Here is an 18,957-nt window from a genome sequence, read left to right on the forward strand (position 1 = left end):
TTTATCTTGAAAAAGAAAAAAAGATCTATTTCACTAAAAAATCCCCATATGTGATGGGGATTAAACAGATTTTCTTTTCATTTCCTCTTCTAGTCCATCTTTCTTCTCGTCTGGCGGGTTGACCAAACACTGATCCAGCACCTCTTGGAAGTGCTTCACAGGCACAATGGTGACGCCTTCAATCTCTTTTAAGATCGACTGCTGGTTGTCATAAGGAATAATCACGGTTGTGGCACCAGCTTGTTTCGCCGCCTTAATCTTCGGTATCACACCGCCGATCGGTTTCACCTGACCCTGCAATCCGATTTCACCTGTCATTGCTGTCAGATGATCAATCGGGATTTGATGAATGGCAGAGAAAATCGCCGCCGCCATGGCAATCCCAGCAGACGGTCCATCAATAGGGGCACCGCCTGGAAAATTAATATGGATGTCATATTCATTTGTCCGTATCCCTAAGTTTCTCAGCACTGTTAATACATTTTCAACAGATCCTTTTGCCATACTTTTTCGTCGAATAGATTTAGACTGACTGCCAATGCTTTCTTCTTCTGCAATGCCTGTAATGTTGATACTTCCTTTTTCGAGTGCCTTACATATATTCACTTCAATCTCGAGCAAGGCACCGCTGTTTGGTCCGTAGACTGCCAGACCATTCACTACACCGACTTTTGGCTTTTCCGGTACTTTTTGTTCATATCTTGGTGTCAGCTGGCTTGAGTGAATGACCCACTCGACATCGGCGATCGTGATGTCTTTTCTGTTTTCCGTGACGGCCATTCCAGCAGCGATCTGCACCATATTGACTGCTTCACGGCCATTTTTCACATAAGAGGTTAACAGGTTCAGCCCTTCATCACATAATTCCTTTTGGATTTTCTGGACAGCCTTAGCAGCGACAATTTTCAGTTCATGCTGGTCAAGGTCCTTAAAGAAAATTTCCAAACACCTCGATCGAATCGCTGGTGGAATTTCTTCAGGTGTTCTTGTCGTGGCGCCAATCAATCGAAAATCAGCCGGAAGTCCATTTTGAAAAATGTCATGAATGTGATTCGGAATTTGAGTGTTTTCCTCACTGTAGTAGGCGCTATCTAAAAATACTTTCCGATCTTCAAGGACTTTCAGCATTTTGTTCATTTGAATCGGATGCAGTTCCCCAATTTCATCGATAAACAGAACCCCGCCATGCGCATGCGTAACGGCTCCTTGTTTTGGCTGCGGAATGCCTGCCTGTCCCATCGCTCCCGCCCCTTGGTAAATCGGGTCATGCACAGAACCAATGAGCGGGTCTGCGATGCCCCGTTCATCGAATCTTGCGGTTGTGGCATCGAGCTCCACAAATACCGCATCTTTCTTAAACGGTGAATCAGCATGACGTTTCGCTTCTTCCATGACAAGACGGGCAGCGGCTGTTTTTCCAACCCCCGGTGGTCCATAGACAATGACATGCTGAGGATTCGGTCCGCACAGCGCTGCTTTTAGAGCACGAATGCCGTCTTCCTGCCCTACAATATCTTGAAACCCCTTTGGCCGGACTCTCTCTGATAAAGGCTCACTCAGCTTGATTGACCGCATCTTTCTGAGTGCTTCCATTTCTTTTTTTGATTCTTTGTCTATCGTCACCTTTTGTGTGCGCTGATTTCGCAGTAAGTTCCAAAAGTACAGCCCGATGACGATACCAAAGAACAGCTGTATAAATAATACGATTCCTGTCCAGCTCAATCGGTGCTCCCTCCTTCATCTATCGTATGTATTGGTTTCTGTCTGCTAGTATTTCCTAGAGCTGGACGGAATAAACACGTCTTCTACGATAAATAAAAAACTCCTGAATCAAAATGATTCAGGAGCGAGACTTCTCTTATGCAGATGTTTTAGTATCTTTGTTGACGACTGTGCCATCCTTTAACACAAGACGCGGCGGCTCACCATCAGCAACCGTTGCACCAGTGATGACACATTTTTCAATATCATCACGAGATGGAAGGTCAAACATGACATCAAGCATGATGCCTTCAATGATCGAGCGAAGACCACGAGCTCCTGTTTTACGCTCAATTGCCTTTTTCGCAATTTCGCTAAGAGCATCTTCTTCAAATTCAAGCTCTACATCGTCAAGCTCAAGCATTTTTGTATATTGCTTAACAAGCGCATTTTTAGGCTTCGTCAAGATTTCTACAAGTGCTTTTTCATCTAACGGCTCTAGGCTTGCAATAACCGGCAGACGACCGATGAATTCTGGAATTAAACCGAAGCGAAGCAAGTCTTCTGGCAGTACTTTTGATAGAAGGACTTCTTTTTCAAGATCTTCGACTTTATTTTCCGCACCGAATCCAATTACTTTTTGACCTAAGCGGCGTTTGATGATTTGCTCAATCCCGTCAAAGGCTCCTCCACAAATGAAGAGGATGTTCGTCGTATCAATTTGAATGAATTCTTGATGCGGATGCTTACGTCCACCTTGAGGCGGTACACTAGCGACTGTTCCTTCAAGAATTTTCAAAAGGGCTTGCTGGACGCCTTCCCCAGATACATCGCGAGTGATAGAAGGGTTTTCTGATTTTCTTGCTACTTTATCGATCTCATCGATGTAGATAATGCCTTTTTCCGCTTTTTCTACATCATAATCCGCTGCCTGGATCAGCTTTAGTAAAATATTCTCTACGTCTTCACCAACATAACCTGCTTCAGTTAATGATGTTGCATCTGCGATCGCAAATGGCACATTTAAAATACGTGCAAGTGTTTGAGCAAGTAATGTTTTACCGCTTCCTGTTGGTCCAATCATAGAAATATTACTTTTCGAAAGCTCAACATCATCAATCTTGCTGTTGGAATTGATCCGTTTGTAGTGGTTATACACCGCTACAGCTAAGGATTTTTTCGCATTGTCTTGTCCGATGACATATTCATCAAGAATCTCCCGAATTTCATGAGGCTTCGGAACATCCTTGAATTCAACTTCTTCCTCTGTGCCGAGCTCTTCTTCAACTATTTCCGTGCAAAGCTCGATACATTCATCACATATATATACGCCAGGTCCTGCGACCAGTTTACGCACTTGATCTTGCGTTTTTCCGCAAAACGAGCATTTTAATTGACCTTTTTCCTCGTTGAATTTAAACATTCTTTCACCCCTTATTCTTCTTCACTTGCCTGTAGCTAACAGTCAGCTACCTTTCTGGGTCCAGTATGTATGCATTTTACCATACTTTCCTAAAAGACGGTAACGATGTGTTTCTAACACTGCACATTGAGATATGTATGACAGAAAGATGCGACTTACACTATCGTTTCCAAAAGAAGCGATGATAAGTCAAAAATTGTACAAAACAAGGCACGAGTCACTCGCGCCCTGTTTTATTATTATGCACCATATTAACGGTTTTCTACAAGAAAATCAATTGCTTTACGAACTTTTAGATCTTCTTTCATTGCTTCAGTAGATCCGATCGCTTGTTTGATATTTTCAATTGGCATGTTGTATGCTTCAGCCATTTTTGAAAGTTCTTCTTCCACTTCTTCGTCAGACACTTGTAAGTTTTCTGCAGCAGCAATTGCTTCAAGTGTTAGGTTAGATTTTACGCGTTTAGCAGCATCTTCTTTCATTTGCTCTTTCAGCGCATCTTCATCTTGTCCAGAGAATTGGAAGTAAAGCTCAAGGTTCATTCCTTGCATTTGTAGACGTTGTTCGAATTCTTTCATCATGCGGTCTAGCTCTGTATCAACCATCGCTTGTGGGATGTCAACTTCCGCATTTTCAGAAGCTTTCGCAACTAGCTCTTCACGAAGTTTTCCTTCTGCTTCGTTTTCTTTTGCTTCTTCAAGACGTTTCTTCGTTTTTTCAGTTAACTCAGCAAGCGTTTCTACTTCTTCATCAACATCTTTAGCGAACTCATCGTCAAGTGCTGGAAGTTCTTTTGCTTTGATTTCATGAATTTTCACTTTGAATACAGCTGGTTTACCTGCAAGGTCTTCAGCATGGTATTCTTCTGGGAATGTAACTTCTACGTCTTTTTCAGCGCCAGCTTCAAGACCAACTAATTGCTCTTCGAAACCAGGGATGAATGAACCAGAACCTACTTCAAGAGAGTAGTTCTCAGCTTTTCCGCCTTCGAATGCTTCTCCATCAACGAATCCTTCGAAATCAAGAACAACTGTATCGCCGTTTTCGATTGCGCCATCTTCTTTGACAACAAGCTCAGCTTGACGGTTTTGCATGCCTTTAAGCTCTTCTTGTACATCTTCATCAGTAACAGCTGTGTCGTCTTTTTCTACGTTAAGACCTTTGTAGTCACCAAGTTTTACTTCAGGCTTCACTGTTACTTTTGCAGTGAAGATTAAGTTTTCGCCTTTTTCGATTTTCTCAACATCGATTTCAGGGCGGTCAACTGGCTCGATACCAGCTTCGTCGATTGCTTTTGGATATTCAACCGGAAGAAGAATATCTAATGCATCTTGATAAAGAGATTCTACACCAAAACGCTGCTCGAAAAGACCACGTGGTACTTTCCCTTTACGGAATCCAGGGATCGATACTTGCTTAACCACTTTCTTAAATGCATCATCAAGTGCTTTGTTAAATGTTTCAGCGTCAACTTCTACAGTTAGTACGCCTTCGTTACCTTCTTGTTTTTCCCATTTTACTGACATGTGTGTTTCCCTCCAAAAATCTATTCAGATTGTGCGTTGCTCCATTCTAAAGCATCATAAAGACTTCGTCCAATCAAAAACCACGCACTCCGCTAAGAAGCTTGCATTATGTATACAACATTTGACTTGATTATACATATCGTCTTTCAACCGTTGGAATCTGACAACTGCACTATATATGCACAAATACAACCATTATATTATAACATAACAAGTCCGTCTTTCAACTAAATCGACAAATTACAAATAAGAAATTTCTTCAATATCTTTCAGCATTGTGCAAGCTTCTCTCAGCTCTCGTTCGTTAAATTCATACAATAGATGCAATTCTTCGAGTTCAATCTCAATCCCATGCATTTCATAGCCGACTTTATGAAGTGCCGCTGCCCAAAGACTAGGATCTGTGTATTTAGGAAGAAATGGATACAGCACAAATAAGTGCCGGCGCCATAACTCTTCCACGGCTTGGTAAAGGGTCGGATTCTCATTGCCAAGCGTGTCATCAAGCATACGAAGGACTTGCTGAAGAAGCGGCATCTGCTCTGGCTTTACAGCCTCAGAAGGAATAAGGGTTAAAGAATCACCGAATTTTGTCACATGAACCGGTTTTGCCACATCATGCTCTGCCAGAAGCTGCAGGATCATTGATTTGACCAAAGGGTTCCCATCAGGATTTTGTAAGATGGTATTTAATAGACCCATATGCGGTGTAATATTCCGGTCTTTCAATGAATGAATGAACTGGACCTGTTCTTCCGGACGCTTCAGCATATCATCTATGTTGACCTCACTTCCGGCGTCCTCATCTTCATCTAAAATCTCTTCAGGTGATTCGATCATTTTTCTGCTAAATTCGAGCAGCTTGTAAAAATGCTCCGCGCTTTCTGCCGGAAGGTGGTTTTCCTCGAGCACAGCCTCAATCGTCTGTTTGACTTCTTCATATTCTTTCAGCTGAATGAGGATCGTCATATACACTTGGAGCACAGTGAAATAGTGGCCATATCCTTCATGCAGCATTTTTTCACAAACACGCTTTGCATCCTGCAGCTCACCCAGCTCCAGAAAACAAATGGCCATTCCAAGGTGAATATCGGATTCTTCATCGTCATCGTACGATTTAGCTTCTGAAAACAAGTGAAGCGCCTCTTGATACTGTTTATCTTTTAATGCTGCCATTCCTTTTTCAATCAGTCTTTCTTTCAGACCAGGAAACAAAATGACATTATCTTTCTTCTTGTCATGCTTCATGCTTACGTTCCTTTCGGGCGCATATTTTTTATCAGTTTACCAACGAAGATTAGTAAACACAAGTAACGAGAGGTTTTCATGCAAAAAAGAAGCCGTCACACCTCGGGCGGACAGCTTCTCGTTGCTTAAGCGCGCAGCCAGCTGCTGCGCTTTTCTTCAAATGCTTGAATGTCATCTTCTAGAAGTAATGTTAATGAAATCTCATCATAACCATTTAGGAGCATTTCTCTCCAGTGAGGGTCGACTTGAAAAGGGGTGATATTCCCTTCATGATCTTCTATCTGCTGTTTTTCAAGATCAACCGTCATCTCATACCCTTTGTTCTCATATGACGCAGCGAAGGTTTTCCACACATCATAATCAAGGCGAATCGGAAGCATCCCATTTTTAAAGCAGTTTTGATGAAATATATCTGCGAATGATGGTGCGATGACAATTTTAAAGCCATAATCATCAAGCGCCCAAGGAGCATGTTCCCTAGATGATCCGCAGCCAAAGTTCTCCCCTGCGATCAAAATGGATGCTCCTTCATAGATTGGCTGATTTAGTTCGAAATCTGGATTTGGGCTGCCATCGGCTAAGTAACGCCAGTCGAAAAAGGCAAAGCGGCCATATCCTGTTCGTTCGATTCTTTTTAAAAATTGTTTCGGAATAATTTGATCTGTATCTACATTGATCCGGTTAAGCACAGCGGCTTTTCCTTTATGAGTGACTAAAGGCTCCATCTATGACAACTCCTTACACGACTGTTTTCTCTTGATTAAACTTCCTGACATCGACAAAGCGGCCATGTATCGCAGCCATTGCAGCCATTGCCGGGCTGACAAGATGCGTTCTCGCACCCTTCCCTTGACGCCCTTCAAAGTTACGGTTTGATGTGGACGCGCAGCGTTCGCCCTCCGGTACCACATCGTTATTCATACTAAGGCACATACTGCAGCCTGATTCTCTCCATTCAAATCCTGCTTCAAGGAAGATTTCATGAAGACCTTCTTTTTCTGCTTGCAATTTGACACTTTGAGAGCCAGGCACCACAATCGCTCTGACATGATCTGCTACTTTTTGTCCTTCAATCATAGAAGCAGCTTGACGTAAATCAGTCATTCTTGAGTTCGTACATGAGCCGATAAAGACATGCTCAATCGTAATATCTTCTATACGCTGATGCGGGTGGACACCCATGTATTCGTAAGCACGAATTGCTTCTTTTTGATCATCTTCTTGTGCAAAGTCCTCAGGTCCTGGGATTGATGCATCCACAGGGAGTACCATTCCTGGGTTAATTCCCCACGTAACCATTGGTGAAATCTGATTTCCATCTAACACAATGGTTTTATCGTAGGTTGCACCTGGATCTGTTCTAAGTTCTTCCCATTCTTTAATAGCTGCTTCGAAGTCTTCACCCTGCGGTGCATATTTGCGGCCGCGGCAATATTCGAAGGTGACTTCATCAGGTGCAATCAATCCTGCTCTTGCGCCTGCTTCAATTGACATATTACAAACGGTCATCCGCTCATCCATCGTCATGTTTCTGAATACTTCCCCAGTGTATTCAATGACATAACCTGAGCCGAACTTCACGCCGTGCGCACCAATGACGGCTAAAATGACATCTTTGGCGGTTACCCCTTTTTGAAGCTTTCCGTCTACTCTAATTTCTAGCGTTTTCGGACGCTGCTGCCAAAGTGTTTGTGTAGAAAGTACATGTTCAACCTCACTAGTACCGATCCCAAAGGCAAGTGCACCAAACGCACCGTGAGTTGATGTATGACTATCTCCACAAACGATTGTTTTCCCCGGAAGTGTCAATCCAAGCTCAGGTCCAACGACATGGACGATTCCTTGGTCAACACTGTGAAGGTCAGCAAGACGAACGCCAAATTCCGCACAGTTGCGCTCTAAGGCACTCACTTGCTTTTTAGCAATCTCATCTTTGATCACAAATCGATTCACAGTTGGGATGTTGTGATCCATCGTCGCAAACGTGTTTTGAGGTCTTCTCACCTTGCGCCCTTTTTGTCTTAATCCTTCAAATGCTTGAGGTGATGTCACTTCATGCACCAAGTGCAGATCAATATATAAAAGGTCTGGTTTTCCCTCGCCGCTTTTGACTACATGCTGATCCCATATTTTTTCGATGATTGTTCGAGGCATAACCCTTTTCCTCCCTCTACCTAATTCCACAAGATTCTATTTACACAATGGTTTGCACGCGCTGCTTGAGTGCGTCTACAACCGCATTAGTGATTTCTTCAGTCGTTTGATAAGTTCCCTCTTTTGCTGCTAAATCTTTTGTTCGTTTGCCAGAGGCAAGAACAGCTTCGACAGCTTCTTCTATTGCAGCCGCTTCTTCTTCTAATGCAAAGGATGTTCTAAGCAAGCTTGCTGCTGATAAAATGGTTGCCAGAGGGTTTGCAACGTTTTGCCCCGCAATATCGGGTGCTGAACCATGAATTGGCTCATATAAATGAAGGCCAGTGCTTGATAAACTAGCAGATGGCAGCATGCCGAGTGATCCAGTAATCATAGAAGCTTCGTCACTTAAAATATCACCGAACATATTCTCCGTCACAATGACATCAAATTGAGCGGGCTTGTAAATCAGCTGCATGGCAGCATTGTCGACGAGCATATGCTCAAATTCAACTTCTGGATATTGAGCAGCAACTTCTTCTACTGCATCCCGCCATAGTTTACTAGAAGCAAGGACATTCGCTTTATCCACAGACGTCACTTTTTTCCATCTTGTTAAGGCCATGTCGAACGCTTCTTTTAATACGCGGACAATTTCTTCCTTTGTATAAAGGAGCGTATCAACGGCAGCTTCTTTTCCTTCATCATCCGTATAGCGTTCGCTTGGTTCACCAAAATAGAGACCGCCTGTTAATTCACGAACGATGACGAAATCGACTCCGTTAATATGATCTTGTTTTAACGGAGATGCCTCGCTTAAGCTATCGAACACCTTTACAGGGCGGATGTTGGCAAATAAGTCCAGCTGTTTACGAATGGCGAGCAGGCCTTTTTCTGGACGGAGCTCTGGCGGGTTTTGATCCCACTTTGGTCCGCCGACTGCTCCTAATAAAATCGCATCAGCGTTTTTGCATACATCTACTGTTTCCTTTGGAAGCGGGTTGTTTTTTTCATCTATTGCGATACCGCCAATGAGCGCAGTTTCGAATTCAAATTCGTGCTTAAATTGCGCCGCCGTCTCTTGAAGGACAGCGACCGCAGATGTCACGACTTCCGGTCCGATTCCATCGCCGGGCAAAAGTGCAATTTTCTTTTTCATGAGAACCTTCCTCCTTTCCTATGAGATCGCGTGATGTTTCTCAATTTCAATCAGATTTGATTTGAAGATTAAATGTCTGTTCACTGCATTGACGTAAGCTTTTGCTGATGCTTCAAGTACATCTTGCGCTACACCGCGTCCTGCTGTTTCTTTTCCTTCTATTGAAACAGTGACATATACTTCTGCTAGTGCATCTCTGCCTTTTCCATTTGATTGAATGCGGTAGTCCAGCAAATGAATTCTTTCTTCCATACAGCGCTCAAGCGTGTTGTACACAGCCTCTACACTGCCTGCACCTGTAGCTGCTTCTTGAATGACTTCCTGTGTTTCTTGATTTTTCAGAGAAACTGTTGCTGTTGGCATTTGTTCTGTTCCATAGTGCACTTGCAGACTTTCAAATTCGTAGCCGATTTTTCGGTCTGCTACTTTTTCTTCTAATATAATAGAGATCAAGTCATCATCTGTAATTTCTTTCTTCTTCTCTGTCAAGTTCTTGAAAGTCTCAAAGAATTTATTGATTTCGTCTTCCGTTAGTTTAAAGCCTAGTGTTTTCATACGGTCTTTAAACGCGTGCCTTCCGGAGTGTTTTCCAAGGACAAGCACATCTGTTGTCACGCCGACAAGCTCTGGAGAAATAATTTCATAGGTTGTTTTTTCTTTGAGGAAACCATCTTGGTGAATACCTGATTCATGTGCAAATGCGTTGTTTCCAACGACTGCTTTATTACGCGGCACAATCATTCCTGAGTATTTGCTCACTACATCACTTGTACGCTTAATTTCATTCAATTGAATCGTTGATTCGACCTGGTAAAAGTCTTTTCGAATATGAAGAGCTACTGCAATTTCTTCTAAAGCGGCATTTCCAGCGCGCTCGCCAATTCCGTTGACAGCCGTTTCAATTTGATCTGCTCCATTTTCAATGGCAGCAAGTGAGTTTGCTACAGCCATTCCTAAATCATCGTGACAGTGAGCGGACAAGTTGACGCGGTCGATATTCGGAACGTGTTCCTTCATATATTTAAAGATGTTTCCGTACTCTTTTGGCGCTAGGTATCCAACTGTATCTGGCAAGTTAATGACACTCGCCCCAGCGTCAATGACCTTTTCTACAATTTCTGCTAAGAAAGCAAGATCTGTACGGCACGCATCTTCTGCTGACCATTGGACAACTGGAAAACGTTCTTTCGCATATTTCACCATTGCGACAGCCTGTTCTACGACTTCTTCACGTGTTTTCTTGAGTTTATGCTTCAGGTGAATGTCAGAAGTGGCAATAAAGACATGAAGCCTTGGCTCCACTCCATCTTTTAATGCTTCCCATGCAGCATCAATGTCACCTTTCACACATCGTGCAAGACCAGCAACAGAACAGTTTTTAATCGTTCTTGCAATTTCTTGTACGCCTAAGAAATCCCCTCGGGATGAAGCGGGAAATCCCGCTTCAATGATATTAACCCCAAGGCGCTCAAGCTGCTTTGCAATGATTAGCTTTTCTTGTGCATTTAAGTTCACTCCTGGTGATTGCTCTCCATCCCGAAGTGTTGTGTCAAAAAAATTAATTTTCCGCACCGACGCTCACCGCTTCCTTTTTCTTTCCTTGTTTAACGAAAGGCATCATTTCACGAAGCTTTCTACCAACGATTTCAATTTGGTGCTCATTTTCATTTGCATTGATCGCATTGAAACGTGGACGATTCACTTGGTTTTCAACAATCCATTCTTTTGCAAATGTTCCGTTTTGGATATCAGTCAAAACAGCTTTCATTGACTCTTTTACTTTTGCATCCACAACGCGTGGTCCTGATACGAAGTCACCCCATTGTGCTGTATCAGAAATTGAATATCTCATGCCTTCTAAACCTTCTTCATACATAAGGTCAACGATCAATTTCAGTTCATGCAGACACTCGAAGTATGCAAGCTCTGGCTGATAACCAGCTTCTGTTAACGTTTCGAATCCTGCTTTTACTAGTGAAGTAAGACCTCCACAAAGAACTGCCTGCTCACCGAATAGATCCGTTTCTGTTTCTTCTTTAAATGTTGTTTCAAGAACGCCCGCTCTTGCTCCGCCGATCGCTTTTGCATAAGCAAGTGCTTTGTCTTTCGCTTGGCCAGATACATCTTGATAGATAGCAAATAGGGCAGGTACACCAGCGCCTTGCTCATATGTTCTTCTCACAAGATGTCCTGGTCCTTTTGGAGCTACAAGATACACGTCTACGTCACTTGGAGGAACAATTTGATGGAAGTGAACGTTGAATCCGTGTGCGAATACAAGTGAGTTGCCAGCTTCTAATTGATCTTTGATTTCTTCATCATATACTTTCTTTTGCTGCTCATCTGGAAGTAGTACCATCACGACGTCTGCTTGTGCTGCTGCTTCTTTTACTGTGAATACTTGATGGCCGTCTTCTTGTGCTTTTGTATAAGATCCGCCTTTTCTTACGCCGACGATCACATCTACGCCGCTTTCTTTTAAGTTCAATGCATGTGCATGACCTTGTGAACCGTAACCAATGATTGCTACCTTTTGACCATTTAATACGTTTTCTTGAATATCACCGTTATAATATACTTTTACCATTTGACTCTCTCCTTTTGTTTAGACAATTGAAATTGTTTTATTTGTTTGCGGCTTTTGCTGATTATCTCTCGCAAAGGCCGTGGTGCCAGTTCTGGCGACTTCTTTAATGCCGTATGGCTTAAGTAATTCAATGAGTGCTTCAATTTTTGAAGACTCACCTGTCACCTGAATGACGACACTCTCTCTGCTCACATCTACAATAGAAGCTCTAAACGGTTCAATGACACCCGTGATCTCCATTCTAGATGCTGGTGCAGATACGACTTTTATCAAAGCCAGCTCTCGCTGAACGATTGATTGGTTTGTAATGTCTGTTACTTTCAGAACATCGATTTGTTTGTTCAGCTGTTTTGTCAGCTGTTCGATGTCTTTCTCCTGGTCTACATGGACGACGAACGTGATGCGTGATACATCTTGAATCTCAGAATGGCCGACCGTAATGCTTTCAATGTTGTAGTGTCTTTTAGTAAAGAGGCCTGTGATTCTGTTCAGTACGCCTGATCGATTTAATACAGTCAACACAATAATTCTTTTCAAGGTTTCACCCCCACCATCTCATGAAGTCCTTTCCCCGGTGCTACCATCGGGAATACTTTTTCATCTCGCGCTACATTGACATCGATGAAAACAGGCTCTCTAGAGGTTAAGGCTTCTTCAAGCTTTTCTTTCGCCTCTTCGTCTGATGAGATTCTGATTCCTTTAATGCCATAAGCTTCAGATAATTTGACGAAGTCTGGCTGCTCTGAAAATTTAGAATGTGAGTAGCGTTCTTCGTAGAAAATTTCTTGCCATTGTCTTACCATTCCAAGGCTGTGATTATTGAGTACAATCACTTTGACTGGAAGGTTCAGCTCACGGATAACGGCAAGTTCTTGCAGGGTCATTTGGAAACCTCCGTCTCCTAAAATCGCTACAACAGTTGCCTCTTGATCAGCCAGCTGAGCGCCGATGGCTGCTGGTAATCCGAAGCCCATTGTGCCAAGACCTCCAGATGTGACCCACTTATCTGCATTTTCAAATGGATAGAACTGTGCCGCCCACATTTGATGCTGTCCGACATCAGTTGCGACAATGGCTTCACCTTTTGTGAATTGATGAATGTATTCAATCAGCTTTTGAGGCTTAAAGCCTTCTGCTTCGTTTTCAACGTACCAGAGTGGATATTCTTCCTTCCACTGATCTAATTGATTTTTCCATTCGTCTGATTCCCCTTGCTTCCCGTCTTGCTTGATCAGTTCTTCAAGAACGAGCTTACTGTCTCCAACAACCGGGATATGGGTATGAATGTTCTTGCCGATTTCCGCTGGGTCGATGTCAATATGAGCGACCTTCGCATGTTTCGCAAAATGATTGAGGTTGCCTGTTACCCTGTCATCAAATCTTGCTCCGATTGAAATGAGCAGATCACATTGATGAAGAGCCATGTTCGCTGCATATGTGCCATGCATACCAGCCATCCCTAGGAAAAGAGGGTGCTTTGCCGGGAATCCGCCAAGTCCAAGCAGTGTATGAGCGACTGGGATTTGCTGCTGCTCTACATACTGTCTTAATTCTTCAGATGCTTTGCCATGAAGTACGCCGGCTCCTGCTAGAATGACTGGTTTTTTCGCTCTGCTGACAGCTTCTACTAATTTGCGAATTTGCAAATAGTTCGGCTCTACTTTTGGCTGATAACCAGGTAAATCAATTGGCTGATCATATTCAAAGGTTCCTTCAATGCCTGCGACATCTTTTGGAATATCAATTAATACTGGACCAGGTCTGCCTGTTGTTGCGATATGGAATGCCTCTTTAATGACACCCGGTAATTCCTCTGGATTCCTTACCTGGTAGCTGTGCTTTGTAATTGGCATTGTGATGCCGAGTACATCTGCTTCTTGGAATGCATCCGATCCAATGACTGACGTTGCCACCTGCCCTGTGAATACAACAAGGGGAAGTGAATCAATCATCGCATCTGCAATTCCTGTCACAAGGTTTGTCGCTCCCGGCCCTGATGTGGCAATGACAACACCCGGTTTACCAGATACTCTTGCGTATCCTTCTGCTGCGTGAATCGCTCCCTGCTCATGTCTTGGCAGGACATGAAATAAACCAGAATCGTAAATTTTATCGTAGATTGGCAAAACTGCTCCGCCCGGATAGCCGAAAATGACTTCTACTTTTTCTCTTTTGAGTGCTTCAATTAACATGAGTGCACCGTTCATCGTTTGTGGTGCTTTTGATTTTTCCGTCTCCATTTGTACATTTGTCCCCATTTGATTTCCTCCTCTTTGTCTTGCTTCAGTCAAGTCCTTTCACCCTTTTCCATTCAAGATAGAGATATGAGACCATATAAAAAAGCCTTCTCACCCCACAATGACACTACTTTTCACTAGGTCAAAGGGGCGAAAAAGCTTTGTTTTTCGCGGTACCACCCTTGTTCACGGCAATCCTGCTGCCGTCTCATGGACATCTTTCGTCCATTTTGGTAACGAGTGAGCAATGTCACTCGGTCTGCCCTACTATCATTTCAAGCAGACACTCAGAGGTGAGTTCACTTTAGAAAGTAACACCGGTTTCCAGCTAGCACCGGCTCTCTGTAGATACTGACTCTAAAGCTACTAGTCCTCTTCAACGTTTATCGATATCTATTTAACTTGCATGAATGTTTTCATCTGCAAAAACGACTTTTTCTCCCTCTTCAACTACTCGCTTACGGAATTGTTCAAGAAGTTTGTTTGTGTGGAACCCAGGTTTTCCTTCACCGATTGTACGGCCGTCAACTTTTACAACGGCGATAACTTCGGCTGCGGTTCCTGTTAGAAATACTTCTTCAGCTGTATACACATCATGTCTTGTGAATGGTTCTTCTTTTACTTCGTAGCCTAAGTCTTCTGCAATTTCCATGATGGCATTTCTTGTGATGCCTTCGAGTGCGCCGATATAACCTGGCGGTGTATAAAGCTTGCCTTTTTTATAAATAAACACGTTGTCTGCAGAACCTTCCGCCACGTACCCTTGATCGTTCAGCATCAGCGCTTCACTTACACCGGCCATATGGGCTTCGATTCGGACAAGAATGTTATTCAAATAATTTAATGATTTCACTTTTGGGCTAAGGACATCTGGACGATTTCGTCTTGTTGGAACCGTCACAATATCAATACCCGTTTCATATAGGTGCTTTGGAAAAATGGCCAGCGGCTCTACAATGATCACTGTATTGGCTCTCCCGCAGTTGTTAGGATCTAAACCAAGATCACCCGCTCCTCTTGAGACGACAAGGCGAATATAGGCATCCTTTAGGCCGTTCCTTTCAACTGTATGAATCATTTTCTCCGTGAGTTCCTCAAGTGAATATGGAATGTTCAGCATAATGGATCTGGCGGAATCATACAGGCGGTCTAAATGTTCTTTCATTCGAAAGATATTTCCGTTATACACGCGAATCCCTTCGAAAACACCGTCGCCATATAAGAAGCCATGATCGTAAACTGAAATTTTCGCATCCTCTTTTTTCACGAGTTCATCGTTTAAAAAGATCCACTGTTCCTTTTGGTCTTCCATTTTCAGTGAGCACCCTCTCTTTCAAACAAAAAGTAGTTGAATTTTCAGACACTTTATATTGAAGTGTCTCTCGCTTGCACTGCGTGTTTGTTTAGCTTTTGTTGAACCCATCTTACGCCGCTTTCCATACAGTGTCAACAGCATTTTTAAAATTATTAGACAATTTAGACTAATCAAAATTAAATGTATACGCTTACACCTTTGCTAGACAAGGAATGAAAAAACTTAAAATTTTTTGTATTTTTTCTTCAATTTATTTACTTTACATGAACGGTTTTCTTTTGAGAAAACTTTTGTGATATTTTTTCACAACATTTTTGATGAATATTGTGAGATTTCTTTGACTTTGTTTTTCTTTTGGCATGCCTTTCTAAAGCGTTTTCCTATGAATTTATGATAGAATGAGAGCATCTAATAGAAGGAGGGCAATACATGGCTAACATCAGAGGTTATATCGGTACGTATACAAAGGGAGACAGTAAAGGTGTTTATACGTTTACATTAAATACGGACAAGCAGCAGATTGAGCAAGTAGAAGTCGCTGCTGAGCTTGAAAATCCTACATATTTAACCGTGTCAGAGGATCAAAAGTTTGTTTATGCTGTTGTGAAAAAAGGATCACAGGGCGGCCTTGCTGCGTATCAAATTGATTCAACAACAGGCAGACTTCACTTCATCAACCAAGAGCTTGCCGATGGAGCTTCTCCTTGCCACGTCAGCGTGGACAGTCAAACGAAAACGGCGTATACAGCGAACTATCATAAAGGGACAGCAGAGATGTATGAAATCGATGCTAAAAATGGCTCAGTGATCCGCACGCTCTCACAGGCACAGCATGAAGGAACTGGCCCTAACGAAGATCGTCAGGAAAAACCGCACACTCACTTTATGGGTCTCACGCCAGATGAACAATTTGCAGTGGCTGTTGACCTTGGAACAGATGGAATTTATACGTATAAGAAAGAAGACGGCAAACTTGAGCTTGCTCATACATTTGAAACAAAGCCAGGCAGCGGACCTCGTCATATCACATTCCACCCAACGAAACCTGTGGCATATGTCATGACAGAGCTAAGCTCAGAGGTCATTGTGCTTCGTTACTTTGAAGATGGTCATTTTGAAGAGATCCAAACAATCGCGACCATTCCAAGCGATTTTACGGAGAACAATCAAGGAAGTGCCATTCATGTCTCTTCAGACGGACAATTTGTTTATGCAGGAAATCGCGGTCATGACAGCATTGCGATTTTTAAAGCAGACGCTGACGGCCAATTAAGCCTTGTCGAGATTGCTTCTTCTGAAGGAAACTGGCCTAGAGATTTTGTACTTGATCCAACAGAAGAATTCCTCGTCGGTTCAAACCAAGAATCTAGCAACCTTGTGTTATACAAACGCGACAAAGAAACAGGACGACTCACTGTCTTACAATCAGACATTACCGTCCCTCATCCAGTTTGCGTGAAATTTTTAGGGTAAAGAAAAAAGCCTCCAATAACAGGGGCTTCAGATTGTTGACAAAGGGCTAAAATGAAAATCATTTTAGCCCTTTGTCTTCTTTTCAGCGTGATAGAAAACCTTTGCAGCCCTAGGAAGGACGAGCACCGGAGCGGAGCGAATTGAAACATTCGTGAGCACTGGAGCGCAGACCTGACAACGAATGCGAGGATTTGTCTACACGCTAAAGCCTCCAATAACGGAGGCTTTTCTTTATACAGACGGCATACCGCCATCCTCAAGCTTTTGATCAATCAAAGACGTATCGGTTTTTTCGCCGAACCATTTTGACAGCCTGTCTTTTGCTTTCCCTTTCACATCATCATCAATGTACATTGCTACTTGAAGCAGAGCAAATGTAATGGCTCCTAAATCATCTGTATAGCCGACACCAATCAATGTATCCGGAATGAGATCAAGTGGAAGGATAAAATAGCCGAGTGCTCCAATAATCAAGGTCTTTGCTTTGACCGGCACTTCGGGTTTTTGCAATGTATAGTAAAGTAATAGCACAGCATAGACAAGAGAGACACCAGCTTTTTGTGCCGTCTTTTTTAACTTTTCCCAAAAGGCATGATCATTAAAATGCTTCTTCGAACGCTTTAATAGTTCTTTTTTCTCAGAACGATTCATCATATCGCCTCCATCTACAGCATAGCCCTTTTCCCTTAGTTATACAAGATATCCGCCGATTCGACAAACAAAAAGCAGCAGAAAGCTGCTGCATTCTACTGCTCTTTGTAAAACTTTTCAATTGCCTTATCGATGTACACCCATCCTTTATAAGACACATGAATCGTATCTTTAAAGAAATATGGATCGTACTCATGCTTAGTCAAATCCGCGACTTCATACCCATTATCTCGAATTTGACGATTGATTTTTTCATAATAACCTGTACGGCCTTCTTTCGGAAAACCGGTGTAATCATACCACTTTCCGTTGACAGGAATCGTTACAAACAAAGGCTTTGCCCCTGCCTGTTTTAAAATATCCAGCATGATTTGAAAATCTTTGTATTCTGGTGATTCCGCATAAGAATGGCCTTCACGGGAATCCTTCATCTTTTTCATGATCGGTTTCAGCTTGTGGTCAAACAGTTTTTGATTAATATAAAACGGGTTGTCCCCTGCTCTTTTCGCACCAAAAATGCTCGCTTCTTTTTCAAGCTCAGCCCATGTTTTTCCTTTGACTGAAGGAGACGGTTGAAGCTTGCGCTCATGCCCCGATCCAATCGTATAGTACATGTCTTTCTTTTGAAGCATACCATAGTACATTTTCGCAATAGGAGAAATCGCGCCGTAAGCGAACTTGTTCCCAGATAGCTCTGCTTTAAAAAGCTCTGTAATCACCATGTCGTTTTTGACTGCTTTAAACTTCATGATTCTTTTAATCAGCTCTTTTTTCACAGTTGGATCAATTTCTTTATTATAGGCGAGATTCAGTGCTTGAAGCGCTGAATAGTTAGGTGCAAAGTGATTCTCGTCAGATCCCCATTTCACAAACCACTGCGGGGACACGATAAATACAAGCTTCTTCCCTTTTAATTCATCCATATGCGCTGCGAAGTTCATCGCATGAATTAATGATTGCGATCCACCTTTTCCAATAAGATAAGGTGTAAACCCTTGAGGATTCTCATGAAAGAAATTCGAAGGGTGATATGGATCAAAACGTGATAGTTCAGAAGATCCATAGATCGGCAAATAAGTTGGATCTTTTAGCATTTCATCTTGTAAATAAAGCCCTTGGAACATCCCAGGATCTAATTCTGTGGCTGACTTTTGTAATTTGTCTTTTGGGATCAGGTGTGAGAGCCATGCATTTGGTACAAGAAGAACACCAATGAATAGAACAGCCGCTAAAATAAGCGGCCCAAAAAAACGCTTTTTCATTACTTCATCTCTGCCAGCTGCTCAGCAATATGATTCGGCGTATCCCACACATCACGATCGAATTCTGTAATCGGAACAGTGATTCCGAGTTGACTTTCAATTGCCATAAGCAGTTCTACTGTACCAAATGAATCAAGAAGACCTTCTTCAAAAATCGCAATCTCTGGATTTTCTTTCACAACGTCGTCCTGACAAACCTCTGCAATAATACCATATACTTGATTTTTAAATTCCATAATTTT

16 protein-coding genes and 1 other annotated feature are annotated in these 18,957 nt (G+C 42.6%); of the genes, 1 reads left to right on the forward strand and 15 read right to left on the reverse strand.

The features are described from left to right. Window positions 1-60: 60 nt before the first annotated feature. The 12 genes from lonB to ilvE form a co-directional block, all read right to left on the reverse strand. Complete coding sequence (gene lonB / locus H7F25_RS11395; protein WP_024423179.1) at window positions 61-1,722, reverse strand: ATP-dependent protease LonB; 1,662 nt, start codon at window positions 1,720-1,722, stop codon at window positions 61-63. Between the two features lie 136 nt (window positions 1,723-1,858). After that, window positions 1,859-3,124 (reverse strand): ATP-dependent protease ATP-binding subunit ClpX, encoded by a 1,266-nt coding sequence (gene clpX / locus H7F25_RS11400; RefSeq protein WP_024423180.1) that lies wholly within the window; start codon window positions 3,122-3,124, stop codon window positions 1,859-1,861. Window positions 3,125-3,375: 251 nt separating this feature from the next. Further along, window positions 3,376-4,650 carry a trigger factor gene (tig, locus tag H7F25_RS11405; protein ID WP_185853737.1) on the reverse strand — a complete coding sequence of 425 codons (1,275 nt, stop codon included), beginning with the start codon at window positions 4,648-4,650 and terminating at the stop codon, window positions 3,376-3,378. Window positions 4,651-4,890: 240 nt separating this feature from the next. Next, window positions 4,891-5,898, reverse strand: coding sequence for a DNA damage checkpoint antagonist DdcA (ddcA, locus tag H7F25_RS11410; RefSeq protein WP_024423182.1), 1,008 nt, complete (start codon window positions 5,896-5,898; stop codon window positions 4,891-4,893). 125 nt (window positions 5,899-6,023) lie between these two features. Further along, window positions 6,024-6,623 carry a 3-isopropylmalate dehydratase small subunit gene (leuD, locus tag H7F25_RS11415; RefSeq protein ID WP_024423183.1) on the reverse strand — a complete coding sequence of 200 codons (600 nt, stop codon included), beginning with the start codon at window positions 6,621-6,623 and terminating at the stop codon, window positions 6,024-6,026. A 13-nt stretch (window positions 6,624-6,636) separates the two neighbouring features. Beyond that, complete coding sequence (leuC, locus tag H7F25_RS11420) at window positions 6,637-8,052, reverse strand: 3-isopropylmalate dehydratase large subunit (protein WP_025092482.1); 1,416 nt, start codon at window positions 8,050-8,052, stop codon at window positions 6,637-6,639. 40 nt (window positions 8,053-8,092) lie between these two features. Further along, window positions 8,093-9,190 carry a 3-isopropylmalate dehydrogenase gene (leuB, locus tag H7F25_RS11425; RefSeq protein WP_172880609.1) on the reverse strand — a complete coding sequence of 366 codons (1,098 nt, stop codon included), beginning with the start codon at window positions 9,188-9,190 and terminating at the stop codon, window positions 8,093-8,095. An 18-nt stretch (window positions 9,191-9,208) separates the two neighbouring features. After that, entirely contained in the window at window positions 9,209-10,762 is a 1,554-nt protein-coding gene (locus tag H7F25_RS11430) for a 2-isopropylmalate synthase (protein ID WP_024423186.1), read from the reverse strand. Beyond that, window positions 10,749-11,777 (reverse strand): ketol-acid reductoisomerase, encoded by a 1,029-nt coding sequence (gene ilvC / locus H7F25_RS11435; RefSeq protein ID WP_024423187.1) that lies wholly within the window; start codon window positions 11,775-11,777, stop codon window positions 10,749-10,751. The genes H7F25_RS11430 and ilvC overlap by 14 nt, the downstream gene beginning before the upstream one ends. A gap of 18 nt (window positions 11,778-11,795) precedes the next feature. Next, a complete protein-coding gene (gene ilvN, locus H7F25_RS11440) occupies window positions 11,796-12,314 on the reverse strand; it encodes an acetolactate synthase small subunit (protein WP_007501584.1) in 519 nt (172 codons plus the stop codon). Then, window positions 12,311-14,035, reverse strand: a complete 1,725-nt coding sequence (ilvB, locus tag H7F25_RS11445; RefSeq protein ID WP_025092480.1) for an acetolactate synthase large subunit — start codon at window positions 14,033-14,035, stop codon at window positions 12,311-12,313. The genes ilvN and ilvB overlap by 4 nt, the downstream gene beginning before the upstream one ends. A gap of 122 nt (window positions 14,036-14,157) precedes the next feature. After that, window positions 14,158-14,403, reverse strand: a binding site (T-box leader). An 8-nt stretch (window positions 14,404-14,411) separates the two neighbouring features. Beyond that, window positions 14,412-15,326 carry a branched-chain-amino-acid transaminase gene (gene ilvE, locus H7F25_RS11450; protein ID WP_024427825.1) on the reverse strand — a complete coding sequence of 305 codons (915 nt, stop codon included), beginning with the start codon at window positions 15,324-15,326 and terminating at the stop codon, window positions 14,412-14,414. 432 nt (window positions 15,327-15,758) lie between these two features. Here ilvE and H7F25_RS11455 point away from each other — a divergent pair, with 432 nt between their 5' ends. Then, the gene (locus tag H7F25_RS11455; protein WP_185853738.1) at window positions 15,759-16,802 is read left to right on the forward strand and encodes a lactonase family protein; all 1,044 of its coding nucleotides are present in this window, start codon (window positions 15,759-15,761) and stop codon (window positions 16,800-16,802) included. Window positions 16,803-17,033: 231 nt separating this feature from the next. On the opposite strand, the gene H7F25_RS11460 is transcribed toward H7F25_RS11455, so the two are convergent. From H7F25_RS11460 to dltC, 3 genes are all read right to left on the reverse strand, one after another. Continuing rightward, entirely contained in the window at window positions 17,034-17,453 is a 420-nt protein-coding gene (locus H7F25_RS11460; RefSeq protein ID WP_024423190.1) for a YkvA family protein, read from the reverse strand. Between the two features lie 95 nt (window positions 17,454-17,548). Next, window positions 17,549-18,715 (reverse strand): D-alanyl-lipoteichoic acid biosynthesis protein DltD, encoded by a 1,167-nt coding sequence (gene dltD, locus H7F25_RS11465; RefSeq protein ID WP_025092477.1) that lies wholly within the window; start codon window positions 18,713-18,715, stop codon window positions 17,549-17,551. After that, entirely contained in the window at window positions 18,715-18,951 is a 237-nt protein-coding gene (gene dltC, locus H7F25_RS11470; RefSeq protein WP_024423191.1) for a D-alanine--poly(phosphoribitol) ligase subunit 2, read from the reverse strand. Before dltC ends, dltD begins: the two co-directional genes overlap by 1 nt. Window positions 18,952-18,957 lie beyond the last annotated feature (6 nt).

The organism is Bacillus sp. PAMC28571 (assembly GCF_014250435.1).
GTDB classification, from domain to species: Bacteria; Bacillota; Bacilli; order Bacillales; family Bacillaceae; genus Bacillus; species Bacillus safensis.

Excerpts from the sequence above, each read along its gene's own strand:
- clpX (WP_024423180.1), bottom strand. The coding sequence starts at position 3,124 with ATGTTTAAATTCAACGAGGAAAAAGGTCAATTAAAATGCTCGTTTTGC.
- tig (WP_185853737.1), bottom strand. The coding sequence starts at position 4,650 with ATGTCAGTAAAATGGGAAAAACAAGAAGGTAACGAAGGCGTACTAACT.
- ddcA (WP_024423182.1), bottom strand. The coding sequence starts at position 5,898 with ATGAAGCATGACAAGAAGAAAGATAATGTCATTTTGTTTCCTGGTCTG.
- leuD (WP_024423183.1), bottom strand. The coding sequence starts at position 6,623 with ATGGAGCCTTTAGTCACTCATAAAGGAAAAGCCGCTGTGCTTAACCGG.
- leuC (WP_025092482.1), bottom strand. The coding sequence starts at position 8,052 with ATGCCTCGAACAATCATCGAAAAAATATGGGATCAGCATGTAGTCAAA.
- leuB (WP_172880609.1), bottom strand. The coding sequence starts at position 9,190 with ATGAAAAAGAAAATTGCACTTTTGCCCGGCGATGGAATCGGACCGGAA.
- ilvC (WP_024423187.1), bottom strand. The coding sequence starts at position 11,777 with ATGGTAAAAGTATATTATAACGGTGATATTCAAGAAAACGTATTAAAT.
- ilvB (WP_025092480.1), bottom strand. The coding sequence starts at position 14,035 with ATGGGGACAAATGTACAAATGGAGACGGAAAAATCAAAAGCACCACAA.
- ilvE (WP_024427825.1), bottom strand. The coding sequence starts at position 15,326 with ATGGAAGACCAAAAGGAACAGTGGATCTTTTTAAACGATGAACTCGTG.
- H7F25_RS11455 (WP_185853738.1), top strand. The coding sequence starts at position 15,759 with ATGGCTAACATCAGAGGTTATATCGGTACGTATACAAAGGGAGACAGT.
- H7F25_RS11460 (WP_024423190.1), bottom strand. The coding sequence starts at position 17,453 with ATGAATCGTTCTGAGAAAAAAGAACTATTAAAGCGTTCGAAGAAGCAT.
- dltD (WP_025092477.1), bottom strand. The coding sequence starts at position 18,715 with ATGAAAAAGCGTTTTTTTGGGCCGCTTATTTTAGCGGCTGTTCTATTC.
- dltC (WP_024423191.1), bottom strand. The coding sequence starts at position 18,951 with ATGGAATTTAAAAATCAAGTATATGGTATTATTGCAGAGGTTTGTCAG.